Genomic DNA, 24,642 nt, shown 5'->3' with positions numbered 1-24,642 from the left:
CAAACGCGCTTCATGAGAGCTCCTTGGGTCGCCGAGATTGCCGTGACGGTCGTGATTCCCGGCGAGGGGCAGCCGTGGCGGCAATCTCGACGCAGCAAACGCGCTTCACTTGAGCCCCGAAACGAGGATCGAGGACACGATGTGCCGCTGGAATGCCAGAAACAGCACGATCAACGGCACGATCGCGACCGTCGTGGCCGCCATCACCAGGGTCCACTGCGAGTTGTACCGGGACTGCAGGTCGGCCGTGGCCACCGTCAACACCCGCCACTTGCGGCCGCTGGTGATCACCAACGGCCACATAAAGTTGTTCCACTGGGAGACCACCGTGATCATCGTCAACGCCGCCAGCACCGGTTTGCTCGACGGCAGGATCACATGCACCAGCACGTCCAAGGTATTGGCGCCGTCGAGGTGCGCGGCGTTGACCAGGTCTTCGGGGATGAGGCGAAAGTGCTCGCGGAGCAGGAAGATTGCGTACGGCGAGCCGAACATGAACGGAATCACCAACGCCCAGAACGTGTTCCGCAACCCCATTTGAGCCATCATCAGGTACAGCGGCACCACCGTCACGGTGCCCGGCACCATCAACGTCGCGACGTAGACCCAGAACAGGGCATCCCGTCCGGGAAAGTGCAGCCGTGCGAACGCGTAGCCGGCCAGCACCGAGAACGTCATCTGGCCCAGCAGAATCACCGCGGTCATCAGGGCGGTCACCGCAGCCGCGCGGCCGAACCCGGTGCCTACCAGGTCGGTGTAGTTGGTCAGGGTGGGCGGACGTGGCCACTGCAGCGGCGAGCCGGTGGCGAACTGGTGCTCGGAGGTGAACGAGGTGAGTAAACCGAGCGCAAAGGGCGCCAGGGTGATCAGCGCACCCGCGACCAGTCCGGTGTAGAGCAGGCCCAGCCGCGCCCTAGACGAGGTCATAACTGATCCGTTTGCGGAAATACAGGTGCTGAACGAACGTGACGCCGACCAGGATCACAAACAGCACGACGGCCATCACCGCGGCGCGGCCGATCGAGGCCGCACCGAACGCCTCGGCATAGATCTGATGGGCCACCAGGTCGGTGCTGCCCTCGGGGCCGCCGCCGGTCAGTGCATACACGGTGTCGAAAACCTGTGCGGTGCTGACGATCCCGGTCACCAGTACGAAGAACGTGGTGGGCCGCAGCATCGGCAGGGTGATGCGCCAGAACCGCTGCCACACGCCGGCGCCGTCGGTGCGTGCGGCGTTATGGACGTCCTCGGGGATGGCCAGCAGCCCGGCCAGAAACGACAGCGAGACGTACCCGACGTTGGTCCAGATGACGACCGCCGACACCATGGGCAGCGCCAGATCGGGGTTGGTCAGCCATTCGATGCGACGGCCCAGCAGGGTGCTGACCGCGCCGTCGGTAGGGGCCAGGATCCAGCGCCACAACACCGCGATCGCCAGCGGCGCGCAGATCCACGGCAACACGTAGAGCGTGCGGAACAGCCCGCTGCCCGGAAGCCGGGGCGCCAGCAACAGCGCGGCCAGCAGTCCGAGCGCTGTCTGTGCCGGCACCACCAGCGCGACGAAGATCGAGGTGACCACCAGCGAGTCGGCGAAGTCGCCGTCGTGCAGCACCGAACGCCAGTTGGCGAACCCGACGTAGTGCAGCGGACCCAGCAGGTCCCAGCGGTAGAGGCTCAGCCAGACCACCACCAGGATCGGCAGCAACAGGAACGCGACGACACCGAACAGGCTGGGCGCCAGCAGCGCATAGGCCAGCGCGGTGGAGCGGCGTGGCGCGTCGGGCATGAATGTATTAAAGCCGGTCGTTACGGTGTACCCGTGACAGCGAACCGGGGAATCGACGCCGACTTCCTTGACCTGCCGCGCCGCCAGTTGGCGGACGCCGCGTTGTCCGCGGCGAAGGCGGCCGGGGCCAGTTATGCAGACCTGCGCATTCACCGGATCAGCACCGAAATCATCCAGCTGCGCGACGGCGAACTCGAGACCGCCGTGCTCAGCCGCGACATCGGTCTGGCGGTGCGGGTGATCGTCGCGGGCACCTGGGGCTTCGCCTCGCACGCCGAGTTGTCGCCGGATGTGGCGGCCCGCACCGCGCGGCACGCCGTGCAGGTGGCCACCATCCTGGCGGCGCTGAACACCGAACAGGTCCGACTCGCTCCCGAGCCGGTGTACGCCGACGCGATGTGGGCCTCGGACTATCGGATCGACCCGTTCGGCCTGCCGGCGTCGGACAAGATCAGCGTGCTGGAGGACTATTCGCGAAGGCTGCTGGACGCCGACGGGGTCAATCACGTCTCGGCCACCCTGAATGCCGCCAAGGAGCAGACCTTCTACGCCGACACGTTCGGTTCCTCGATCACCCAGCAGCGGGTGCGGCTACAACCCCAGCTCGAGGCGGTCACCGTCGACGCCAAGGCGGGCAACTTCGAGTCGATGCGCACCCTGGCGCCGCCGACGGCGCGGGGCTGGGAAGCGGTGGCCGGCGACGACGTCTGGAACTGGTCCGCCGAGCTCGCCGAGCTGCCCGACCTGCTCTATGAGAAGGTGCACGCGCCGTCGGTGGTGCCCGGGCCCACCGATCTGGTCATCGACCCCACCAACCTGTGGCTGACCATTCACGAATCCATCGGCCATGCAACCGAATACGACCGCGCGATCGGCTACGAAGCCGCTTACGCGGGGACGTCGTTCGCCACCCCTGACAAGTTGGGCGCCATGCAGTACGGCTCGCCGGTGATGAACGTGACCGCCGACCGCACCGTCGACTACGGTTTGGCCACCGTCGGTTACGACGACGAAGGGGTGGCCGCGCAAAGCTGGGACCTGGTGCGCGATGGCGTGTTCGTCGGTTACCAACTCGACCGGGTGTTCGCCCCGCGACTGGGAGCACCGCGCTCCAACGGGTGCTCGTATGCCGACTCCGCCCACCATGTGCCGATCCAGCGGATGGCCAACGTGTCGCTGCAGCCCGGGCCGGAGGACCTCACTACCGAGGATCTGATCAGCCGGATCGATGACGGTATCTACATCGTCGGAGACAAATCGTGGTCGATCGACATGCAGCGCTACAACTTTCAGTTCACCGGGCAGCGGTTCTACCGCATCCGCGACGGCCGCCTGTATGGACAGTTGCGTGATGTGGCCTACCAGGCGACCACCACTGACTTCTGGAATGCGATGGAGGCGGTCGGTGGTCGGTCGACTTGGCGGTTGGGCGGTGCGCTGAATTGCGGCAAGGCCCAGCCCGGTCAGATCGCCCCCGTCAGCCACGGCTGCCCGTCGGCGTTGTTCCGGGGCATCAATGTGCTCAACACCCGGACCGAGGGCGGCCGATGATCACACCGCAGCACATCATCAACATCGTCCTGGACGAGGCCGCCAAGATCGGACGCGCCGATGAGACCATGGTGCTGGTCACCGACAAGGTCGAGGCGACGCTGCGTTGGGCCAACAGCACGATGACCACCAACGGAGTCGCGGTCACCCGTAGCATCGCGATTATTTCCATTGTCCGACAGGGTGATAGCGCGTATGTCGGCACGGTGGTCACCGGCGAGGCGGACCCGACGGTGCTGCCGCAGCTGGTGGCGTCATCCCAGGATGCGGCGCGCTCCGCGCCGGAGGCCGGGGACGCGGCGCCGCTGCTCGGCGACTCCGGGGAGCCGGCCGACTGGGATGCGCCGGTGCCCGGTACCGGTGTCGGTGTGTTCAGCGGCCTCACCGGTCCGCTGTGCACCGGCTTCCGTGGCAGCGACCGGCTGTACGGCTACGCGCACCATGATGTTTCGACGACGTTTTTGGCCTCCTCGACGGGGCTGCGGCGACGCTACACCCAGCCGACCGGTGCGATCGAGATCAACGCCAAACATGGCGAGGCCAGCGCCTGGGCCGGCATCGGCACCTCGAATTTCATTGACGTCCCGGTCGATTCGCTGCTCTCGGATCTCTCGACGCGACTGGGCTGGGCATCGCGGTCGGTGGAACTGCCGGCCGGCCGTTACGAGACGATCATGCCGCCCTCGGCGGTCGCGGACATGATGATCTACCTGGCCTGGAAGATGTCCGGCCGGGGTGCCCAGGAGGGCCGCACCGCGTTGTCGGCGCCTGGCGGTGGGACCCGGGTGGGGGAGCGGCTCACCAATCTGCCGCTCACGCTGTTCTCCGATCCGATGGCGCCGGGTCTGCCGTGCACCCCGTTCGTCGCGGTGAGCAACTCCTCGGAAACCCTGTCGGTGTTCGACAACGGCATGGAAATCAACCAGGTCGACTGGATCCGCGACGGCGTGATCAACGCATTGGCCTATCCGCGGGCCACGGCGGCCCGGTACGGCGAGCCGGTGGCGGTGGCCTGCGACAACATCATCATGACCGGCGGATCGGTGGAACTGGCCGACATGATCGCCGCCACCGAGCGGGGACTGTTGCTGACCACGCTGTGGTACATCCGCGAGGTCGATCCGACCACGCTACTGCTGACGGGTCTGACCCGCGACGGCGTGTACCTGATCGAGGACGGCGAGGTGACCGGGGCGGTCAACAACTTCCGGTTCAACGAAAGCCCGCTGGATCTGCTGCGGCGGGCGACCGAGGCCGGTGTCAGTGAGAAGACGCTGCCGCGCGAGATGGGCGACTGGGCCACCCGGGCGGCGATGCCGTCGTTGCGGATACCGGACTTCCATATGTCCTCGGTGAGCCAGGCGCAGTAGCGTACGAAAGATGCCGCTTCCAGCTGACCAGCTGACCAGGTTGGTGGCGTTCTCCGATGGGCGCCTGTCGGGGCTGGTGCGCCGGGTGTGCGCTCAGACCATGTCGCTGCCGCCGTTGCCCAATCCTGTTGTGGTTGGTGAGCCCGAGTCCGAGGCGGAAGCCGTCGTCGCTGAGTTCGCCGAGCAGTTCAGCGCCGACGTCTCGGCGATCACCGTCGAACAGCGGTCCCGAATATTCAAGTATCTGGGCAACAGCACCTTTCGTGTCGTCGTCGCGATGTTCATCGCTGATTTCGTGCCGCGGGTGCGGGCCGGGTTCGAAGCCCTGGGTGTCGGCTCGGAGTATCTCGGCTGGCTGGACGGGTCTCTCACCTGGGACGACGCGCGCGATCCGTCGGATGAGTTGTTCAGCCGATTCCTGCCGCGGGTGGGCCGGGAGCGTGCCGTGGACCCGGTGACCTCGGAGCTGGTGCGGCTGCGCGGCGCGACCGCGCACAACTGCCGGCTGTGCAGGTCGCTGCGGGAAGGAAACGCCCTGGACGCGGGCGGGTCGGAGTCGCTGTACGACGAGATTGCGCAGTTCGAGAACTCCGTTGTGCTCGATGATCGCGCAAAGGCAGCGCTGCGGTATGCGGATGCGTTAATTTGGACGCCTGCGCACCTCGCCGTCGACGATGCCGCCGAGGTGCGCTCCCGGTTCTCGCCGGACGAGGCCGTCGAATTGACCTTCGACATCATGCGGAATGCCAGTAACAAGATCGCCGTGTCGCTGGGAGCCGACGCCCCGCGTGTCGAGTCCGGCACCGAGAGGTATCTGATTGATGTCGATGGTCAAACCGTTTTCAGCTGAACCGACGTGCCCGCAGTCGCTTGTCCAGCGCGTCGACGGCGAGCAGGACCGGCATCGAGGCCAGGGCCACAGCCCACCCCCATAACGGCGGATTCCACTGACCCAGCAACCGCGCGACCGGTGGTACCCACAGTTCGAGCAGTGAGATCGCCAGTCCGGTCAGTGCCGCGGGTACCAGCAGCCGGTTGGTGAACCAGCCCAGTGACCCCGGCCAACGGGAGGATGACCGGCAAGCAAAGACGTTGGCGGTCTGGGCCAGGACGACGGTGATGAAGGCCGCACCGGACGCAGCGGCCAGCGCATGCCCGGTGGGGAACGAATTGCCCGGACGCCAGCCCAGCGCCATCAAACACACGATGAAGGCGGTCAGGGAGAGAACCGCTTCCAGCGGACCCAGCACGCCGAAGGCTCGCCGCAGCACCGTACGGTTCATCAGCCGGCCGTGCACCGGGGGACCCTCGAGCAGGTGCTTGGCGGGCGGCTCGGCGCCGAGTGCGACCGCGGACAAGGTGTCAGTGCCGAGGTCGAGCGCGATGATCTGCAGGACGCCCAGCGCGAGCGGGAAAAAGCCGCCCGAGAGTGCCCAGACGAGAAACGGCGCCAACTCGGCGACGTTGTCGGTGAGGTGGTAGGTCAAGAACCGGCGGATGTTGACGAAGGTCGCGCGCCCCTGCTCGATGCCTGCCACGATGCCGGCGAAGGAGTCGTCGAGCAGTACCAGGTCGGCTGCCTCGCGGGCCACGTCGGTGCCGGAAAGGCCCATTGCCACGCCGATATCGGATTCGTGCAGTGCCGGGGCATCGTTGACCCCGTCGCCCGTCATCGCGACCACGTGGCCCCGGGAGCGCAGCGCGCGGGCGATGCGCAGTTTGTCCTCCGGCGACACCCGGGCTATCACCACACCGTCGTGGTCCAGCAGAGCCGCCAGCGCCGGCTCGTCCTCGGGTAGGTCCGACCCCGACAGCACCGGCGAGTCGGGGAACCGCAGCCCCACCTCGTCGGCGATCGCGGTCGCCGTGGCCGGATGGTCTCCGGTCACCATCGCCACCTTCACGCCTGCCGTGCGGCAGGCCCGGAGTGACTCGGAGACGTCGTCACGCGGCGGATCCTGAAGCGCGACCAGGCCGAGCAGGCGCAAGTCCTGCTCGCAGTCCGTCTGATTCCGGGGGGCGGTTGGAGTCCTCGGACCGGCGGCGATCGCGAGCACCCGCAGCCCGCGGGCGGTCAGGTCTTCCATCGCGTGGTGGGGCGCCGGGTCGTCGCCGCACAGCGGAAGGACTGCGTCCGGTGCACCCTTGACCACGATCTCGTCGGCCAGCACCACAGCCATACGGCGCAGCCGGGGGTCGAAAGGGAACCGCAGCTGAACCGGTCCGGTGCGACGGTCCGCGGCGGTGTCGACACCGAGTCGCCGGGCCAGTGTGTCCAGCGCAGCCTCCATGGGATCGCCATGGGCCCGCCATTGCCCGGCCACTTCTTCGGCGTAGCCGGTCGAGCAGCGTTCGGCGGCCAGCGCGAGCTCGCGGACGGCCTCTTGGGCGGTGGGGGAGGACGGCGTGAGGGTGGCAGTCGGTGCGTAGCCGGCGCCGTCGACGCTGACTGTGCCGAAGGGTGTCCAGGCTTCGACGACGGTCATCTGGTTGCGGGTCAGCGTGCCGGTCTTGTCGGTGCAGATGAACGTCGTCGAGCCGAGTGTTTCGACCGCCTCGAGGTTGCGAACCAGGATCTGCCGCTTGGCCATCTGCTCCGACCCCCAGGCCAACGACAGCGTCACCGTCGGCAGCAGTGCCTCGGGCACCAGCGCGACCGTGACACCGATCGCGAAGACGAAGGCCTGCTGGACCGGGTTGCCGATGAGCAGCGAGATCAGCAGGAACAGCACGCCGACGCTGACCGAGATGGCGGCAGTCAGGCGCACGACGCCGTTGAGCCCACGCGTCAGGGGCGTGTCGGGCTTCGTGGTCGACGTCGACAGTCGGGCGATCCCGGCCAGCCGCGTGTGTTGGCCGATCGCGGTGACTCGGGCGCGGGAATCTCCCTCGACGACGAAGGTGCCCGCAAAGAGGGCTTCACCCTCAGCCACCGAGTTCGCCTGGCTCTCGCCGGTGAGCATCGAGGAGTCGACCAGCAGGCGATTCTCGGCCAGCACGGTCGCATCCGCGGGCACCCGGTCGCCGCTTTCCAGCAACAGCACGTCATCGACCACCACGTCCTGGGCCTCGATCAGCCGCCGCCGGCCGTCGCGGAAGACTGTCACGCGGGTGGGCAGCATCTCCTGCAGCCGGTCTGCCGCGCGATCCGCTCGAGCCTGTTGGATCAGGGCGAATACGCCGTTGAGCACGATCACCGCGACGATCGCGATGCTCAGTTGGGGGAGCTTCGCGAAAAAGGCCAGTGCCGCCGCGGCCCACAGCAGTAGGGCGAAGAAGTGCGTCAGCTCGCCGAGCATGCGGCGCAGGACGGACGGCCGCTTTGCCGCGGGCAGCGTGTTGGCCCCGTCCCGCGCCCGCCGTTCAGCAGCCTCCGGCGTGCTCAGCCCTGGTGCCGTGACACCGGTCATGTTCTCCCCTCAGCTGCCACGGCGTCCGCCGCGATGAAAAGGCGCCGGCACCAACCTTAATCGCCGTGCTTCGGTACCGCGTTGCGGAAACCGATGGCCCTCAGCGTGGTTCGCGGTATCGTGAGCAAACAAATCAAGATCGCGGCAGCAGCGGGGAGTCATGGCGGTTAGAGCGATTTTCGCCATCATGTTCGTGGCGGTGTTCGCTATGACAGGGTGTTCGGGATCTGGCGGCAAACCGGCTCGGCAAACACCGACCGGGCACGACAATCCGTCCCGGCTACCGCCCATCTATCCCGGGACCACGGTGTCATTTCCCCCGTCCACGTCGGCGTCATCGTCTGTCACGACGACTTCGTCGTCGGTTGCGCCGGCCCGCACTATCCCGGGTGACGGAACGTTCCGGACGGGGGTGGATTTGGTGCCGGGTGTGTACCGGTCGCAAGGCGGCGATTCATGCTACTGGGAGCGGCTGCGGGGCTTCGGCGGGCAGACCGCCGACATCATCGCCAACGGGGCGGGAATCCTGCCCCAGACGGTGACGATCGCGCCAACGGACGCCGGGTTCCGTTCGCAGGGCTGCGCTCCGTGGACCTTGGTGACGGACGGCGCGACCACAACGACTACCTCGGTGGCGTTGCCGGCAGGGGCTCAGGCGTGTCCGCCGTCGTCCGGGCCGTCCGGGGGCTTCGAGCACTCCGCGGTGGGATCGGCGGACACCTCGTGCCCGTTCGCCGAGCAGGTGCGGGTCGCCTACGGTGCCGGCGGTCCGGCCAGCGTGACGCCGCGGCAGGTCGAAGCCGACAGTCCGGTGACTGGGCAGCACTACACCATGACGTGTGCGGCCAACGGCGCGATGGTGGTGTGCAACGGCGGCAACGGCGCTGTGGTGTACGTGTATTAGGTCCTTAGTTGGTGGGTACCGTCATTGCATGCCCTTTCTGCGTGAGAGTCCCATCCGTGGCAGGCGGCTGCGGCCGCACGAAGCCCTGGGGGAGCGGCTCGCCATGAGCCGCATCGGCTCTCAGCTCGGCATGCACCTGGCTCCCAGGATCGACAAGGTCCTCATTCCCCGGACCAACGGGCGGCTGAGCGTCGCGGGCGTGAACCGCACCGGTCTGGTGACGACGACCGGTGCCAAATCCAGCAGGCCGCGCACGAATCCGCTGACGCTGATTGAAGACTCGGACGGGTTGCTGGCGATCGGCTCCAACTACGGACGCCCTGCGCACCCGGGCTGGAGTGCGAACCTGTTGGCCCACCCGGAATGCACGATCGAGTACAAAGGTCCGCCGCGGCAATATCGCGCCGAGTTGCTCAGTGGTGAGGCTCGCGCTGATGCGTGGGCAAGAGCGATCGATTTCTTCGTCGGGTACGAGAACTATCGCGCCCGGTGCGCGCCGCGGGAGATCAGGGTGTTCCGATTGCGGCCGGTCGAGGGCTGAGGCTACGTCTGCGGGTGGGGGACGCACTTCGACCGGCAGCGGGTTGGTCGGTTCATCGCCGTTTGGCTGTGGCTCTGCGGCGCACCCTGGCTATCGCTGTCTTCAGCCCGTGGCGGCGACCGGTTATGAAGTCGGCTTCAACGGGCTTGAGGTGGGCGAACATTCGCTCGCTCCGCGTCTCCGGCGCATCGTCCGCAGTGGCCCGCAGGAACTTGTTCGGCAGCGACAACTTCGCGATAGTGCGCCACGTCTTGCCGTACTGAACAGCAAAAGACGCTGTGGTGTAGGGCAAGTCGTACTTCTCGCAGAGCGCCCGCACGCGTATAGACGCCTCATGCAGTCTGTTGCTCGGCAGGTCGGGGAACAAGTGGTGTTCGATCTGGTGGCACAGGTTGCCGCTCAGGAACCGCAACACGGGCCCGGCATCGAAGTTGGCGCTGCCCAACATCTGACGCAGATACCATTCGCCCCTGGTTTCGCCGGCCATGTCGGTTGTAGTGAATTTCTCTGCGCCGTCCGGGAAATGGCCGCACACGATGACCGCGTGTGCCCAGATGCTGCGGAGGACATTGGCCACCGCGTTGGCTTTCAGGGCCGATGTATAGGTTGCGGCCGGCGACAGCGCGGTGAGTGCCGGGAACGCGACATAATCCTTGACGAATTGTCGGCTGACCTTGGTGACAAACTCGCGCGTCCGCTCACGGGCGATATCGCCGTCGGGCCCGTCCTCGAAGTACTTCTCCAGGTCGACGGTCTGCAAGCCGATCGCCCACTCGAACGCGAGCGCGAGAATGAGGTTGTACGGCAGGTTCCCGAGGTTGTAGGCCTGCCACGGCTGGTCGCGGGTGACGCGCAGGATGAAATAGCCCACGTCGTCATCCATGTCGAGGATGTTCGTGTACTTGTGGTGCTGGAAGTTGTGGGCGTTACGCCAGTGCTTGGACGCGGCGTTCATGTCCCACTCCCACGTGGTGGAGTGAATCTCGGGGTCGTTCATCCAATTCCACTGGCCGTGCATGACATTGTGGCCGATCTCCATGTTCTCGATGATCTTGGCCAGCGCGAGGGCTGCCGTTCCGGCCCATTTGGCTGGGCGTTTTGCACTGCCGGCGAGCATGACCCGTGCGGTGAGTTCGAGGGCACGCTGGGCGGCGATGGTGCGGCGGATATAGCGGGCGTCGCGCGCGCCGAGGGACTCCTCGATGTCGCGTCGGATCGCGTCAAGTTCAGCGCCCAGATTCTCGATGTCGGCATTGGTCAGGTGGGCGAAAGCCGCAACGTCTGTGATCGCCATATGTCTCCCCAGGGGATGGTTGGTGCCGTTCAGGGCCCGCGGCCGCGCCTGATCGCTTGGCCGAGCCCCCCTTGCTCGGCCGTGTACCAAGGCTGATCGTGGTGCGAGTGCTTCGCGCGACGAGGAGTAGCCGCTGCGCTGCGGATAAAAGTCTGTGCGCGCCAATATCGTTCGTGTCGAGCCTAACTGTCGCCATATGAGACGGGCGTTGGTGAGACATAAGTGGCGGCTTTGCATATCCGGGTGCCGCCGTCGCTCGCCCCGAAGGACTCAGGATCGAGGTTAAGCGGTGGAGACCGGTTGCCGCGCCAGGACACGCGTTTGCCGGGCGCCGAGTCGGCGCGTTCAGCCAGCGTGTTGTCACGCGCGGTTGGCGGGGAAGCTAAGGTCTAGGTCGTGCTCGGCGGCGTTACGGCGTTCCGGGGGCGGTAGCTCAGTTGGTTAGAGCCGCGGACTCATAATCCGTTGGTCGCGGGTTCGAGCCCCGCCCGCCCTACTTCAGCCCTGTATGACGTCGGTTGATGTTTGACATTTCGCCTCCGGGTGATGCCTGACAGTGTTTCGCCTGATGCTCGGCAGTTGTTTCGGTCGATCCTTGACGCTCCCGGGATGGAGTTGAGCTTGGCCCAGCACCTGCAGCTCACGCAGGTTGACTAGCGCCCTGACGTACCCGCCCGACGTCGCCGTTCGGGCGTGCGCCGAGTCGCCGCGTCGAGAATTGGCGTTCGATGCGCTGGAACGCTAATTTTCTGGGGTGATGCTCTCAGTTGCTGGCGCCGTTGCACGATGGACAGCCCCTTGCCTCACAGCTGCGGCCGTCGCCAGCTCCGGTCTTCTCGCCGGGACGGTGCACGTTGGTCCGGCCCCCGCGACGCGCTTGGTCAGCGACGCCAACCCGCTGGCGGGTATGCCCTTCTATGTCAATCCCAATTCAGCCGCGATGCGCGCCGCGCAGCAGGCCAATCCGCCGAGTCCTGAGCTGACCGCTATCGCTAACACACCGCAGGCCTACTGGATCGTGCCGGGATCTTCGGCCGCAACGGTCGCGAAGTACAGCGCTGACGCGGCGGCTTCCGGAGCCATGCCGGTCTTCTCTATCTACGGCATCCCGCACCGCGACTGCGGCAGCTACGCCGCGGGCGGGTTCGGCTCGGCGGGGGAGTACCGGGGCTGGATCGACGGCATCGCCGCAGATCTGGGCTCCTCGCCAGCCGCGGTCATCGTCGAACCGGACGCACTGGCAATGGCCGACTGTCTGTCGGGCGACCAGCGCCAGGAACGCTACGACTTGATCCGCTACGCCGTCGAGGCCCTGACCCGCGATCCGGCGGCGACGGTGTACGTCGACGCCGGGCACCTGCGTTGGCACAGCGCCGAGGACATGGCCGCCAGGCTCAACCAGGCAGGCGTTGCGCGAGCGCGAGGTTTTAGCCTCAATACTGCGAATTTCTATACCACCGAGGACGAAATCGGCTACGGCGAGGCCATTTCGGGACTCACCAATGGTTCGCACTATGTGGTCGACACGTCGCGCAATGGCGTAGGTCCGGCATCTGACCCGGACGCAAATTGGTGCAACCCCGGTGGCCGAGCACTCGGAGTCGCGCCCACCACCGCCACCGCGGGCGCGCACGCCGACGCCTACCTGTGGGTGAAACGTCCCGGCGAATCCGACGGTACGTGCGGCAAAGGAGACCCTCCTGCGGGCACCTTCGTCAATCAGTTCGCCGTCGAGCTGGCCCGCAAAGTGAGCTAGAAGAGCCGGGGCCGGTAGGAGATCATTTTCGCCGGCCGACGAGTAGCTGAGCCAAGGACGGCTACTCTCCTGCCCAGGGGTGACACCTCGCTCGCGTCGCGCTGGAAGAGGCGCTTCGGCTGATCACCGCCATGCCAACGAATGTGCGTCGCACCGGTCGAGCGCCGTGGAAGCCGATCACCGAACTGTCAGGCCCGACAACACTTCCCATGGAGTTCGACTTCGTGCACTGGCTTCGACAGCCGGGCCCGGTTTGGACCGGCCTTCCAGCTGCGAAGCTCGAAGAGCATTCCTTGGACAAAGAACTCCGGCTTCACCGACCAAAATCACTGCATAGCATCAGCTTTGGTCAACACCAGCGCCGCCTCGTTGTAGGGAAACAACCCGTAGAACACACCCGAGGGCCCTGAGACGAGCGTTGCGGCCTCGGCCTTCGTCAGGACGCGCGGATCGGTCAGCGCCATACTCTTGCCGCGCTTGTGCAGCACCGCCCGCCTACCGGCCAACACGTTCTTCAACCAGTCCGACTTCAGCCCGTAACCGATGAGAACGACGAAGCCGTCCCGGGTGGGAAATACCAACAACGGCGTCCGATAACGCCTGCCTGATTTGCGTCCGACGTGTTCGAGTGTCCCCAGGCCCGGAAGCCACGGCGTGATCGACCGGGCCGCTGGATTGGTCAGTCGACTATTGAATTTTGCGACCGCTCTTGGCATCCGCATGGGTCTCCTCATACACCACCCGACGGGTGATATCTCACGTTATGCCGTCGCGGGCACCAGGGCACTAATGTCCGCGCCTTGCTGGAGCTCCATCGTCAGATTTGACGACTTTGACTCGCCGATTTCGTCTGCGCATCGTTAGCGGCGGCGTCGGTGATCGTCACCCCTAACTCGATGGTCCGCATGATCGTGTCGGCAACAACAGAAGGTGGGCAGGCAGTAACCTTCGATAACGGGCACCTCGGTGGTGTGGCGCAGCTTGGTGTAGGAACCCGAATCGTCACCCGCCGAGGGCCCACCTCAGCTCACCGACACGACAGCTTCACGCCGATCTCCGACCATCGCCGCAGGACGTCGCTTCGCTATGTACCCCGCAGTCCAGGGTTGACGTCGAATCGCTGTCGAGTATTCTGCATTTTTATCTTTTATTGTGATCGTCTGGTAATATTCGAACGTAAGAACTAGCAGCCCCATTGCGGAGTATCATAATCCAGGTTTCTATACTGTCTTCTACTGAAAACAATTCGACCATTCCCGGCTGCTCCAACTCATGAACAAATCCGTCGAGATTTTCGGTCTTCGGTCCCGCCCTTCCCGCTGTGCGGTAAGCCTGACGGAGTAGGTACGATGAAGTTCGTCGGCCGGAACTGCATCCAAGCGTACGACTGCATCAACACCTTGTCTACCAAGTATCTCGGCGGGCCGACGTGCCCAGCAATCATTCGTCGTGCTCAAGATTGCAATTAGATTGCCAAATGATACTTCTCGAATCATCGAGTTCGCTCCGCTTCCTCGACCCGGAGTATCTACTTGATTTCCGTCTTTGCGAGGCCGTGCCGCTCGCACCAGCTCCCGGAGTAGCTCATGCGTTCGATACCAGAAAATCAAGAAAAGAATCGTATTCAATATTTCCGGTGAACTCGGACGCAAGCATGGGCACGATGACGACCTCGTCACGACATACCTTGTCTACTATCGGGAAGCAGTAAGCGTTACCAAACCCGTCGTCGGCAAATGCGACAAATTTCCCGGCGACCCCTGGTGGCTGACGTTGGCCAAGGTAGCTGCGATCCGCCTGGTCGAAGGTGTAAAGATCCACGGCACCGAACATCCCTGTCCAGTAATTCTGAAGAAACCAGAGGTAGTCGCTCGGTAGTTTCGCTCCCAGCAGCCGCTCAGTCTGCGCGATTTCGTCGTCGGTGAGACCCGCAGTATTACGGAGCCCAAGCTCGTCTTGTTCACTCTGCAAGTCAGCAAACTGTTTGGCGAAATCTATCTGCTTCACTTTCGCGCCCATCCCATCTCGAAGGCTCGCATCATCCAGTGGAGTCTGCGGTCCGCTTCTCTCATTGCGTTGGTGACTCCTTGATTAAACTCGTTGGGATACTCTGGTCGCCGATGAACCTCTTGGGTGACTTCATTAATGGCGGCACCCGGCATTTGGTCTGCGTGGTGGAGATGCGGGAACCCGTAGCTCCTCGGCGGCGCGCCGTTCATCGTCCTCGCTCGGATTCCGCTCGCGTACAATTGTGCCCGTTTCGGGCGTGGCATATTTTCACTCCGTTACAGAACTCAGGTGCATTGACGCCGGCTATGAAAGCACTCCTTGGAAGGTCCGCTGCCTTGCGCTTCAAATCGCAAGACGGAAGTTAAGCAGAAAATTACTTGCTATTCGTCGGGAAGGCTATCGTAAATGGCGTAGTGCGTGACCCGATCTAGCAAATCCTGGTCTAACACGCTCCATCCGTCAAACAAGTCTTTAACCAATAAAAGTTCCAGGTAGTAGGTCCAGTCGCCAGCATCTCTTCTGGATGACTGACTAATATAAGCTGGTGTGGTGAGTTGAATGTTTCTCGATTCGTAGTCTTTTTTCGGGACAAAAATACTGCCATCGGGAATATCATCGTAATCTGCGTTGAAAATTTGATTAAGAATTACTTCGAGCCGCACGGGCATGTCAGCCCCAAAGCGCCATTCCACCGATGCCTCCCGGATGCATTAATCGCCAAGTGTTCGGCCTACTTCCTTTTCCGACCGGGTGATGTATGTCGGGAACCAACTGCATCCGACCCGGATCGATATGATGATGCCACGTCCACCCCAACTGGGACGGAGAGCGCGGTCGGGCGGCCCCGCCGGGCGTTTCGATCGCGTCGCGGAGACCTGGGATTAGGTCACTCACAGCCTGCGCGAACAACGGATCTGCATCCATAGCACGCAGCAAGGCCTCATTTGCCGCTCTGAAATGCTCGCCTCGGCTGTAACCCGGAAACAGATCTGGTGGAAGCGTGGTGTCGTACGCCACGGTGTAGCTCGCCCGCTGCCATATTTCTCACCCGACCGAGGACCAGTTGTGTCAGATGTGGGTTCGCATGCCGCGATTGGCGCCAGGCCCAGTGGGTCGATTGTGGTGGTGGGGTTGGCCGGGTAGGTGTGCGGGTTCGGCGCGGGTGCTAGCCTGAGGGGTCGCTTTAGGGGAAATTTCACAGTGCGATCGGCTTATATGCCAATGCCTTGTCTACGATTTCCTCTGGCGTCCGCGGGGTCGAATCGTGAAATATGTAATTAATAACGTCTGGATCCGGGACTGAATCTACAATCTGCTGTGCAAGGTGTTCGTGGTCTGCATCTTTATCTCCCGGTCGCGGATTCATCAGCCTCGTGACCATTTCGACCAGCTCATCTCGACTTAGGTCCGCCACGAACGCCTCCATTATCTTTTGTAGCGGTACGTAGGATCTAATGCATCACCGTGGAAGCGGGACGTTACGACGGCCAAATTGTCCATGTCGTAGATTCCGCCACCGCTGCGCACAGGGTCGATATGATGCAGGGTATAGACTTTGCTGCCATTGTACCACTGGGTATCTAATGCGAATGGGGAGTATCCGCCGTCCATTCTGATCTGGTTTTGCAGACTGAATTGGCTACGGAGTTCCGGGAAAGATCTCACGTTTCTCCAAAATTCTTCCCTAAATGAATCGAACGTCGAGAATGCTCGACCGCGAAGTGCGTCGGCGACTTGCCCTGGAATTCGCGCCGCATTACCTTCAGACCCGCGAAGCCGTCGATCACTGGGACCGGTTGCGATGCCGGGAACGTTTCGTGCACCGCAGGCCGCGATCGGTGCGAGGCCAAAGAGGTCGATTGTGGTGGTGGGATTTTGCGCATAGGTGTGCGGGTTCGGCGCGGGTGCTAGCCCGAGGGGGTCGGGGGTGGTGTAGCGGGCGGTGTGTGGGTGGTCGGTGACCAACTCCTCGAGCAAACCACCGCCGCACCCCAGGCCAGCGACACCAGCCCCCGATGGTTACCTGATCGAGGCCGCCAACGTCCACGGCACCGGAACATATTGGTACGACGGGATCTCCCGAACGTCCGCCGCATCGTGGGACGGGCGGCTGGTGGAGTCGTCGCCTTGATGCCGCTGGCCGAATGATCGGTGTCCGTAGTCCCAGCGGTGTCCGCGCCGACTACACCTACGACGGCCGCGGCCTGCTCAGCGCCGCGCGGGCTGCGGGGCGGGCAATCAATCTGCCTGTAAGACGATTATTTCTGCGCCTCTTACTGTTTAAATTGTAGCCCATCCTTCGAGTTGAAATTCGATTCCTTCGAAGAGTCCGGTCTCTACGAGAGCATTTGCGACGTCGTTTCGGTAATACACAGGCCCTCGTTCAGCTCGGGCAAGTTTGAACACGCCCACAGACAAAATTCGCTTATTATGGAGCACTACCTGGCGAAGCCGTATTATACGTTTTCGGTCGCGAAAATATTTTGCCCCTGATTCGATTTCATCGAGTCCATCGAGATACTCCGAGGGCCTGAAGTACAAAAATCGTCCACGGGTGGTTCGAATAGGTAAAAATTCGCCGAAAGCACTCAGCAGGCTGTCGACGGTGTGAATATCATCCGGATGGAACGCCAGGTAGCCCGATCTCACTACCAGCACGCGCGTGGGGGTCAGGTGGCGACCATTCTCGTCGTGCCCGTGCACCACGAATTCCGGCTCAGACCATTCGGAAGCGGGCGATGTTAAGGGGTGAGCGGCGATGGCCTCCTGGTCCTCGTAGCTTCGTCCGCTAGCCGGCTGGTACGTAATGTCAGCGAGTCCTGGGCTAAAAAGATCGAAATGGGTCACGGAAATCCTCCCGCTTGCAACGCTTCACGTATGTCCGTGAGGTATATCCAGCACATCTGCTCGCGATGTCGCAAATCCGAGCTCACGATTGACAGCTCTATAATAACCCGCCGAATGGACTGATCCATGGACGGCCATGCCATTTGGATTGGGATACTTGAGCTATCGGCTCCTATAGGTAGGTACACACCATTAGCCGCATCAATCATATCGATGTTGAATCTTGAAAGAACTTCGCGAGCCTCTGCGGCAAAGGGAGAGCTGTGGGCAGCTATATGGTGGTCAGCGTAACGATTCGTGCCTTCTAGTTCTCGAGGCTAATCTAATGTAGGAAGTGCTGCCCGAAGGTCGCTGCCGTTGTGACGTATGAAGTTGACGCGCAGGCATTGTTGTGTCTATCTCGTGCGCCAATTAGGCTGCTCATCCTCCCACTTTTGCAATCCTTCTACGAACGAGGCTGCGACGTCTTCTGCGCCGGAGACTTCGGATGCGAGCAGCGCTAAATCACTCGCCAATCTCCATCCCCGAAGGCCGAGACCCCGAACAATTTCTGGCATTTCAAGCCCCTCTTCATCGATGTAGGACTCTCCTGGGGGCAGGCTCAGAATCCATTCCTCCGGGAGGTAATAATATTTGTTTGCGCGGGGATCTCGAGCTAAGCGATCCATATCTGTGTAGATCCAGTCATCGCTATCTTTGAGCGATGAAATACCTGAAATTAGACTATCAAGATTATCAAAAACAATCGGTTCATCGATCGCCATTACGCTCCTCGGTGTATCGGTAGTGCCTAACGCCTCGTGCTTCCTCCGCCCCAGATCGCTCGACCACCGTACCCCTTCGGATGATAGTCACCGTGGCGCGTGGCATGATCGATACGGTCAACGAGTTGCATCAATCCAGGCAACTCATGATGATGCCATGTCAGTCCCGGCGGCGGCCTGCGCGAGAATTGTCCATTAGGCAGTCCGTCTTCGCCAACACGACTAGGAGTAACGTGTTCCATTGTTCCGGGATATCTTGACTCAATGAAGTCTAGAAGATCTGGACTATTCAACACTTGGTGATAGAGCTGTCGATTGGCTTCCTGAAAATGTCGAGCATCCGAATGCTGCCACATTTCTCGTGGAATTCTTGCCTCGGCCACCGGGCTGTACGAACCGCGTGTGCCCGAATCATGGTGTGGTTGTTCGCATGCCCCGATTGGCGCCAGGCCCAGTGGGTCGATTGTGGTGGTGGGATTTTGCGCATAGGTGTGGGGGTTCGGTGCGGGTGCTAGCCCGAGGGGGTCGGGGGTGGTGTAGCGGGCGGTGTGGGGGTGGTAGTAGCGGTGGCGGTTGTAGTGCCAGCCGGTTTCTGGGTCGTGGTATTGGCCGGGGAAGCGAAGGGGTGTGGATGTGGCGCCGGTCCAGGTGGTGTGTCCCCACAGGGTGGTGCTGGCGCGGCCGCTGACGGTGGCGGTGGCGGGGTCGATGAGGTGGGTGGGGGTGCCGATGTGGTCGGTAATGATCGCGAAGAAGGCGCGGTCGATGTCAGGTTGGGACTTCTCGCCGGCCGGCGTCGGCGGCGGTGGCGGTCTAGTGCCGAGTCGTAGCGGGATGTCGACGGGTGGTTGGGTGGGGGTGTTCGCGGTGGTGGTGATCTGCGCGACAGGTGTGGGTGCGTCGGGTAGGTAGGCCCAGGTGGTCGTCTGGCGGGGGCTGGTGTCGCTGGCCTGGGGTGCGACAGTGGTTTGCTCGAGGAGTTGGTCACCGAGCCAGGTAAACAACACCTTGTTGCCGTTGGTGGTGTTGGTTTTGTGGGTGCGCCGGTTGAGGTGGTCGTAGCCGTAGGCCCAGATCTGGCCGTCGGGGGTGGTGACCATCCGGAGGCGGTCGTAGGCGTCCCAGCGGTAGTGCCATACCTCGGGCTTGCGGCCCAGGCGGCGGGTGACGGTGCGGATGAGTCGGCCGGCCCGGTCATAGCTGTAGTGGGAGCGGCCGTCGTCGAGCAGCAGTGTGCGGCGGTAGTCCCACCGCTGATGTCGTGGTTCGGTATTGGGCGGGCCGGCTGTGGTGATGTTGTTGGTGGCGTCGTAGCCGAACTCTTCGGCGACCGCGCCATTGAGGGTGCAGGCGTTGACGCGAGCCAGCGCATCAAGCTGGTAGCGAGTGTCGACCAGGTCGACCATGCGGGTGATCAGGGCACCATCAGGCCGGTAGGTGTAGGCGGACTGGGTCAGCACCGGATCGCGCGGCGTCGATTCAAGGAACAGCTGGCCCTCGGTGGAGGCGTGCAGCGATTGGGCAAGCAGCCGCCCCAGTGGGTCGAACTCGCGCTGCAACGTGGTGCGGCCTACCTCGGCGCGGGTGATCCACCCCGCGGCGTCACTGTGCAGATTGATTGCCCGCCCCGCAGCCCGCACGGCGCTGAGCAGTCCGCGGCTGTCGTAGGTGTAGTCGGCGCGGACACCGCTGGGACTACGGACACCGACCAGGTGGCCAGCGGCATCAAACGACGACTCCACCAGCCGCCCGTCCCACGATGCGGTGCACGTTCGAGAGATCCCGTCGTACCGATAGGTTCCGGTGCCGTGAACGTTGGCGGCCTCGATCAGGTGACCGTCAGGGCCGTAGCGGTAGCGGGTGAGCTCGCCTGCGAACGCATCCGATTCCATTGCCGCGTCGGTGGCTTCGGTGATGATGCGCCCGAGAGCGTCGTAGGTGTAACGGATCGACTGGCCCTCGGCGTTGGTCTTCTCCGCGAGCCGTCCGACCGGATCGTAGCGATAGGCGGTGGTCGCGCCGTTGAAGTCGGTCTGCGACCGCAGGCGACCATCTAGGTAATACGCGTAGCGCCAAGCCAACCCGTCGGGATTCACGACCTCGATGAGTCGGCGCGCCTGGTCGTAGCGGTACTCGGTGCGTGACCCGTCCGGAGCGATGCGTGCAGTGAGTTTGTCGTAGAGGCCGTATTCGAAGCGGGTGCGGGCGCCGAGTTCGTCGATGTGGATTAGGCAGTTGCCTTCGCCGTCGTAGCGCCAGGATTGTCTGCTGGCGTCGGCGGCGACGCGCCGCAGGACCCGGCCTTCGGCGTCGCGGGTCACGGTGGTGCGATGCCCGCGCGGATCGGTCACTGCGACTGCGCGGCCGAAGAGGTCGTAGTCGATGTCGGTGGTGGCGCCAGCCGGGTCGGTGATACGGGTGGGCAGTCCGGCGGCGTTGACGGTGATCCGGGTGCGGCGGCCTTCTTCGTCAATGATGGCGATCAGGGCACCGGCACTGTTGTGCTCGTAGCGTCGGCTGGCGCCGTCGCAGGCCACCTCGACGACGTTTCCGGCTGCGTCGTAGCTCAACGATGTCGGTGAGTGGCCCTGGCGCGCAATGCGAGTGGGGCGACGCGGCCCGGCATAGTCGATCTGGGTGACCGCGCCGAGGGCATCGGTGAGGGTGGCGATGTCGCCGTCTTCGGTGTACTCATACTGCGTGCGGGCACCGGTTGGGTCCGTCACTGCCAGGGGATCGCGCCATCGGTTGAATTCGGTTGTGGTGAGACGATTTTCGGGGTCAAGTACCTTCCGCGGTTGAAGATCGGCGTCGAATTGGTAGGCGGTCTGGGCGCCGTAGGCGTCGGTGTAGGTCGACACCAGGCCTTCGGCGGTGGACACGTAGTCGAAGGTGCCCGCCCACACCCCGTCGGTGCCCTGCTGGCTGGTGATCCGCCCGTCGGTGCCGTACACGTTCTCGTAGTGCGCACCCACCGAATCGGTCCAAGACACCATCTGGTGATCGCGGTCATACACGAATGTCGTCGTCGCGCCGCACCCGTCGGTGACCGCGGCTAGATCCCCGCCCACATACCCGAACCGTCGCACCGCAATCCCCGTGCCGCTCGGGCTGGCCAGGTCGTAACCAGTAATGCGGGCGCCGTCGGAGTGCACCTCGATCCGATAGCCGCCCGAATGCTCGACTGCTGAAGGGATGCCATTGTCGGTGTAGGAGAACAGGATCCGGTTCTGGTAACGGTCGGTGATTGCCGAGATGGACAGCACCCCGAGGGCCAGGTCGGTGCCGTTGAGTCCGTTCTTGGGTTCGAAGTGGTAGCTGCGTTCGGTGTCCTGGCTCAACAGCCGGTAGCCACCGTCGGTGGTCGCAAACAAGAGCCAGTTGCGGCCGTGCCGGGGTCGTTCCGGTCGATCAGGGCTGGGGTGCGCGAAGGACAGCAAGGCGCCGTCGGCGCCGACGGTGGTGACGGCGTCCTCGGTGACCACAACCCGAGCATCGAAGGTCGAGGTCCACGACGGCCCGAACCACACGCCGCGGCGGTACTTCGAACGGTGCTGGCGCGTCAACAGCAGTGGCAGCACCCCCGGCAACTCGATGTCGGTCATCGGCAAGAAGTACTCACCGGTGGCCATATTGACCGGTTCGCCGTTGGCGCAGCAGTCCGCCAGTTCACGGGAGGAGCCCGGTTCGCGGGCGTCCTCGGCGAGGCCTCGGTCGTGGTCAGCCTGGGCGAACGGGTCGTGGTCGTTCTCCGGTAGGTGCGGGTCACCGGGATGGCCCTCGCGCGGGCCGCCTCCGGGCGCTGACCTGTCCCCAGCGGGTGCTGTCCGGTCGGCCAGGCCGGCCGGGGTGTCTGCCGGGCCGTGGGCGCCGTCGGCCGGTGCGTTCCTGGCTTCCGAGGGAAGACTGCGCGCTCCCGCAGCTTCGGTTGGCGCTACCGGTGGCGCCTTGGCTGCCTCCGCTGCCTGCGCCGCAGTGCGCGTGGCCTCACCGGAGGCAGCCGCGACAGGTTTTGCGCCCATCTCCGAGACCGGCGGGAGATGAGTGCCCGGCCCCGGTGCGGCAGGTGCGGCTTGCGGCGGGTGCCCAGGTGACACCGGCGCTTCGACCGGGCGCACTTGGCCTGGCTCGTGCGGCGGGGGCGTCCGGGCGTGCTCACCAGCCTCGCCTGGTTCAGCGTGCGGTGCTGCCCCGGGCTCGCCGGGCGGGTGCGGCCCGGCCGGTAGGTCATCGTGCGGGGATCGGAGCAGTTCAGACGGGGTGTGTTCGGTCGGATGCGGTGCGGTCGGCGACTCGGCGTGTGGCGCTCCCCCCGGCTCGGCGGGAGCGCGCCCGGTGGGGTGCTCGCCGGCCGGCCGCTCGCTCACCGGGAGTTCGCGAGCCTCCGCGGGTGGGTGTGCGGGCGGTGGCGGTTCGGTGTGGGGCGTCGCGGTGAGGTCGTTCGGTGCATGAGGTCCCGGAGTTTGGTCCGGCGCTGAGGGGTGGGCCGGTTCGAGCGGGGCGTTGTGGGGGGCCGGTTCGGTGCGCGGCGCCTGCACAGGCTCAGTCGGTGTGTGCGCGGTGGGATGCTCCGGTGGCGTGGCCGGCTCGTGGGGCACCGCGGTCGGTTTGGTCTCCGCGGCCGGCAGGCCTGGCTGCGACGGGGGCGGTGGGCCGTTTGGATGGTCGGCGGGCAGCGCGCGTTGCGGTGGGCCGTCCGGGCCCGGCGACGGCCGCGGGGGTTCGATCGTCGGGGCGTTGAGCTGATCGAGGTCGCTCGCGACTTTGCCCGCCCGGGTGCTGAGATCCCCGCCGGCCTCGCCAGCGCGGCTCAACAGGCCGGTGGCATCGCCGGCTCCCTCAGATGCCAGCCGGGTTTCCAGACCAACACCGGCCTCGCTCAACCGTGCGCTGGTTTCGGCGGCCGCCGCGGCGGGTTTGGCTTCTCCGACACCGGGGATGAAGAACTGGGCGATATCGCCGATGTTGTGCCCCAACCCGCGCAGCGGGTGATCGCCGGACCAGTCTTTGGCGTCCACCAACGCCTTGACTCTGTCGAGCACACCTTGCGGATTAGTGGCCAGCTGCGTGATCAAGATCGGCGGGACACCCATGCCAAGTGTGTCGGCCATGTCTTTCCAGGTCTTGAGCGCCCCCTGCGGGTCATACAAGAACCGCGTCGGGTCCAGGCCCTCGATGCCCTGCACCGTGTCGGCGGCGCTGTGGATGACCCCGTTCTCGATATCCAGGTATGCGTTGACGACCGGCGCAACCGTCGGGAATTCCTTGCTGACCCAGCGTTCGAGGCTGTCGGTGGTCGAGTCAACCAACCCCATTACTTGCCCAAATACCCACTGGTCGGCTGCCGCTTCGTCTTTCATGTGGCTCAGCACAGCCTTGATGTCGTCGGCGACGGCTTTGATGGTGGCCAGCGGGTCGCCGTCTTCGAACAGCGATACCGCGAGGCCAACCAGGCTGCCGCTCATCGGGTTGAGCCGGTTGAGCAGATCCCGGATCGCGTTCTGGGTGGTCTCGACTTTGCCGGCAAACGACGTCAAGGCATTCGCTACCTGCATGCACTGGCGCGCAACGTCCAGCATGCCTGTGCAGAGACTGTTGATGGCAGCGAACATCAGGCCCGCTTCGGGAAGATGCTGCCCGGCCAGCTGGCCCTCGGTGAGCGCCACATCGGCAGCAGTTTGATTCAGTGCCTCTGCGAAGGCCGCCCACGCGCCGCCCGCGGCCCGCAGCGAGCCGGGATTCCCGTCGGGCCAATAGTCTCCGACGAATTGCTCCACGATCACCCACAGCAGTGGCTCGGCGATCCCCGGGCCGAAGGGACTCGACATCCCTGGCGCCTGATGCGGGGCCGGACACGGCGGTATCGGCAGCGACGGTGTGCCCCCACCGGGAATCGACGCGGCATTGGCCAGCGCATAGTTATACGCCGACATTTTGATCCCGTACCCCATTCGCTGGGACGCGCTGATTGCCGCGGCTCCCGCCTTCAGCAACCCTTGACCGGTCTTGAGGTATTCGGTGCCGAACTTGATCGCAGCACCATCGTGGCCGGGATAGGCACCCGAAATGCCGCCCGTCAACGTAGCCAACGCCGCCGCCAGCCCGTCCCCGTCACCGGAGAGCTTGTCCCCGGCGCCCGACAACTGCCGAGGATCAACGTCCAGCGGCGCCACTACACCCCCTCAGCAAGTCACGCGGTCACCGACAACCGCAACCAGTCACACGCTGGGTCGCACATCCTGGCGCCCTGCTCAGGATTCACCCGTCGCCATCGTCTGGAGCGAACGTTGACGGATCATCTTACTTCCTTGTTGCGACCTTCGGCGCAGATCGCCGCAGGTCAGGAGGGGGGCGGACATGCTGGTTCACGCCTTTTCTGGCACCTTGGGTGCCTTTTTGCGTCGAGATC

General features: G+C 64.2%; 18 protein-coding genes, 1 tRNA gene and 1 pseudogene. 7 read left to right on the top strand and 13 right to left on the bottom strand.

Annotated elements, in window-relative coordinates:
* Nucleotides 1-105 precede the first annotated feature (105 nt).
* Both JX552_RS20185 and JX552_RS20180 read right to left on the bottom strand, forming a co-directional pair.
* Nucleotides 106-927, bottom strand: coding sequence for a carbohydrate ABC transporter permease (locus JX552_RS20185; RefSeq protein ID WP_205873691.1), 822 nt, complete (start codon nt 925-927; stop codon nt 106-108).
* On the bottom strand, nt 914-1,786 hold the full coding sequence (locus JX552_RS20180) for a carbohydrate ABC transporter permease (protein ID WP_205873690.1): 873 nt from the start codon (nt 1,784-1,786) through the stop codon (nt 914-916). Before JX552_RS20180 ends, JX552_RS20185 begins: the two co-directional genes overlap by 14 nt.
* Nucleotides 1,787-1,819: 33 nt before the next feature.
* Between JX552_RS20180 and JX552_RS20175 the strand changes: the two genes are divergently transcribed.
* Genes JX552_RS20175 through JX552_RS20165 form a run of 3 tightly spaced genes read left to right on the top strand, consistent with a single transcriptional unit; the run spans nt 1,820 to nt 5,557 of the window.
* Nucleotides 1,820-3,337: a TldD/PmbA family protein gene (locus tag JX552_RS20175; protein ID WP_205873689.1), complete on the top strand. Its 1,518-nt coding sequence runs from the start codon at nt 1,820-1,822 to the stop codon at nt 3,335-3,337.
* A complete protein-coding gene (locus JX552_RS20170) occupies nt 3,334-4,707 on the top strand; it encodes a TldD/PmbA family protein (protein WP_205873688.1) in 1,374 nt (457 codons plus the stop codon). Before JX552_RS20175 ends, JX552_RS20170 begins: the two co-directional genes overlap by 4 nt.
* Nucleotides 4,708-4,717: 10 nt before the next feature.
* Entirely contained in the window at nt 4,718-5,557 is an 840-nt protein-coding gene (locus tag JX552_RS20165) for a carboxymuconolactone decarboxylase family protein (protein WP_205873687.1), read from the top strand.
* Here JX552_RS20165 and JX552_RS20160 read toward each other — a convergent pair.
* Nucleotides 5,550-8,117 carry a cation-translocating P-type ATPase gene (locus JX552_RS20160; RefSeq protein ID WP_205873686.1) on the bottom strand — a complete coding sequence of 856 codons (2,568 nt, stop codon included), beginning with the start codon at nt 8,115-8,117 and terminating at the stop codon, nt 5,550-5,552. The genes JX552_RS20165 and JX552_RS20160 overlap by 8 nt on opposite strands.
* A 160-nt stretch (nt 8,118-8,277) precedes the next feature.
* On the opposite strand from JX552_RS20160, the gene JX552_RS34405 reads away from it, so the two are divergent.
* Together JX552_RS34405 and JX552_RS20150 are read left to right on the top strand one after the other, a co-directional pair.
* Nucleotides 8,278-9,021: an Rv1352/Rv1906c domain-containing protein gene (locus JX552_RS34405; protein ID WP_488663600.1), complete on the top strand. Its 744-nt coding sequence runs from the start codon at nt 8,278-8,280 to the stop codon at nt 9,019-9,021.
* Between the two features lie 103 nt (nt 9,022-9,124).
* Complete coding sequence (locus tag JX552_RS20150; RefSeq protein ID WP_241010646.1) at nt 9,125-9,562, top strand: nitroreductase family deazaflavin-dependent oxidoreductase; 438 nt, start codon at nt 9,125-9,127, stop codon at nt 9,560-9,562.
* Between the two features lie 52 nt (nt 9,563-9,614).
* Here JX552_RS20150 and JX552_RS20145 read toward each other — a convergent pair whose 3' ends face one another.
* Nucleotides 9,615-10,856: a fatty acid desaturase family protein gene (locus JX552_RS20145; RefSeq protein WP_205878577.1), complete on the bottom strand. Its 1,242-nt coding sequence runs from the start codon at nt 10,854-10,856 to the stop codon at nt 9,615-9,617.
* 422 nt (nt 10,857-11,278) lie between these two features.
* Between JX552_RS20145 and JX552_RS20140 the strand changes: the two genes are divergently transcribed.
* Nucleotides 11,279-11,352, top strand: a tRNA-Ile gene (locus JX552_RS20140).
* A gap of 258 nt (nt 11,353-11,610) precedes the next feature.
* On the top strand, nt 11,611-12,612 hold the full coding sequence (locus JX552_RS20135) for a glycoside hydrolase family 6 protein (RefSeq protein ID WP_205873684.1): 1,002 nt from the start codon (nt 11,611-11,613) through the stop codon (nt 12,610-12,612).
* 326 nt (nt 12,613-12,938) lie between these two features.
* On the opposite strand, the gene JX552_RS20130 is transcribed toward JX552_RS20135, so the two are convergent.
* The 9 genes and pseudogenes from JX552_RS20130 to JX552_RS20085 all read right to left on the bottom strand — a co-directional run bounded on the left by JX552_RS20130 (nt 12,939) and on the right by JX552_RS20085 (nt 24,406).
* The gene (locus JX552_RS20130) at nt 12,939-13,334 is read right to left on the bottom strand and encodes a nitroreductase family deazaflavin-dependent oxidoreductase (RefSeq protein ID WP_205873683.1); all 396 of its coding nucleotides are present in this window, start codon (nt 13,332-13,334) and stop codon (nt 12,939-12,941) included.
* An 862-nt stretch (nt 13,335-14,196) separates the two neighbouring features.
* Complete coding sequence (locus JX552_RS20125) at nt 14,197-14,631, bottom strand: SMI1/KNR4 family protein (protein ID WP_205873682.1); 435 nt, start codon at nt 14,629-14,631, stop codon at nt 14,197-14,199.
* 371 nt (nt 14,632-15,002) lie between these two features.
* Nucleotides 15,003-15,314: a hypothetical protein gene (locus tag JX552_RS20120; RefSeq protein WP_205873681.1), complete on the bottom strand. Its 312-nt coding sequence runs from the start codon at nt 15,312-15,314 to the stop codon at nt 15,003-15,005.
* Nucleotides 15,292-15,639, bottom strand: a complete 348-nt coding sequence (locus tag JX552_RS34200) for an HNH endonuclease (RefSeq protein WP_205873680.1) — start codon at nt 15,637-15,639, stop codon at nt 15,292-15,294. The genes JX552_RS20120 and JX552_RS34200 overlap by 23 nt, the downstream gene beginning before the upstream one ends.
* 408 nt (nt 15,640-16,047) lie before the next feature.
* Nucleotides 16,048-16,599: an HNH endonuclease signature motif containing protein gene (locus tag JX552_RS20110; RefSeq protein WP_205873679.1), complete on the bottom strand. Its 552-nt coding sequence runs from the start codon at nt 16,597-16,599 to the stop codon at nt 16,048-16,050.
* A gap of 303 nt (nt 16,600-16,902) precedes the next feature.
* Nucleotides 16,903-17,469 (bottom strand): hypothetical protein, encoded by a 567-nt coding sequence (locus tag JX552_RS20100; protein WP_205873677.1) that lies wholly within the window; start codon nt 17,467-17,469, stop codon nt 16,903-16,905.
* Nucleotides 17,466-17,753, bottom strand: a pseudogene (locus JX552_RS34195) (AHH domain-containing protein); the annotation flags it as partial. The pseudogene JX552_RS34195 and the gene JX552_RS20100, both read right to left, overlap by 4 nt.
* A 111-nt stretch (nt 17,754-17,864) precedes the next feature.
* On the bottom strand, nt 17,865-18,233 hold the full coding sequence (locus JX552_RS20090; RefSeq protein WP_205873676.1) for a hypothetical protein: 369 nt from the start codon (nt 18,231-18,233) through the stop codon (nt 17,865-17,867).
* Between the two features lie 26 nt (nt 18,234-18,259).
* Nucleotides 18,260-24,406, bottom strand: a complete 6,147-nt coding sequence (locus tag JX552_RS20085; protein ID WP_205873675.1) for an RHS repeat-associated core domain-containing protein — start codon at nt 24,404-24,406, stop codon at nt 18,260-18,262.
* Between the last annotated feature and the right edge of the window lie 236 nt (nt 24,407-24,642).

Source organism: Mycobacterium gordonae, from assembly GCF_017086405.1.
Classification (GTDB): Bacteria; Actinomycetota; Actinomycetes; order Mycobacteriales; family Mycobacteriaceae; genus Mycobacterium; species Mycobacterium gordonae_D.
The sequence above is the reverse complement of the archived record's forward strand: the minus strand, read 5'-3'. Positions and strand labels throughout refer to the sequence as shown.

Coding starts and splice junctions, on each gene's coding strand:
- JX552_RS20185 (WP_205873691.1), bottom strand. CDS start 927: ATGACCTCGTCTAGGGCGCGGCTGGGCCTGCTCTACACCGGACTGGTC.
- JX552_RS20180 (WP_205873690.1), bottom strand. CDS start 1,786: ATGCCCGACGCGCCACGCCGCTCCACCGCGCTGGCCTATGCGCTGCTG.
- JX552_RS20170 (WP_205873688.1), top strand. CDS start 3,334: ATGATCACACCGCAGCACATCATCAACATCGTCCTGGACGAGGCCGCC.
- JX552_RS20165 (WP_205873687.1), top strand. CDS start 4,718: ATGCCGCTTCCAGCTGACCAGCTGACCAGGTTGGTGGCGTTCTCCGAT.
- JX552_RS20160 (WP_205873686.1), bottom strand. CDS start 8,117: ATGACCGGTGTCACGGCACCAGGGCTGAGCACGCCGGAGGCTGCTGAA.
- JX552_RS34405 (WP_488663600.1), top strand. CDS start 8,278: ATGGCGGTTAGAGCGATTTTCGCCATCATGTTCGTGGCGGTGTTCGCT.
- JX552_RS20150 (WP_241010646.1), top strand. CDS start 9,125: ATGAGCCGCATCGGCTCTCAGCTCGGCATGCACCTGGCTCCCAGGATC.
- JX552_RS20145 (WP_205878577.1), bottom strand. CDS start 10,856: ATGGCGATCACAGACGTTGCGGCTTTCGCCCACCTGACCAATGCCGAC.
- JX552_RS20130 (WP_205873683.1), bottom strand. CDS start 13,334: ATGCGGATGCCAAGAGCGGTCGCAAAATTCAATAGTCGACTGACCAAT.
- JX552_RS20125 (WP_205873682.1), bottom strand. CDS start 14,631: ATGGGCGCGAAAGTGAAGCAGATAGATTTCGCCAAACAGTTTGCTGAC.
- JX552_RS20090 (WP_205873676.1), bottom strand. CDS start 18,233: ATGGCGATCGATGAACCGATTGTTTTTGATAATCTTGATAGTCTAATT.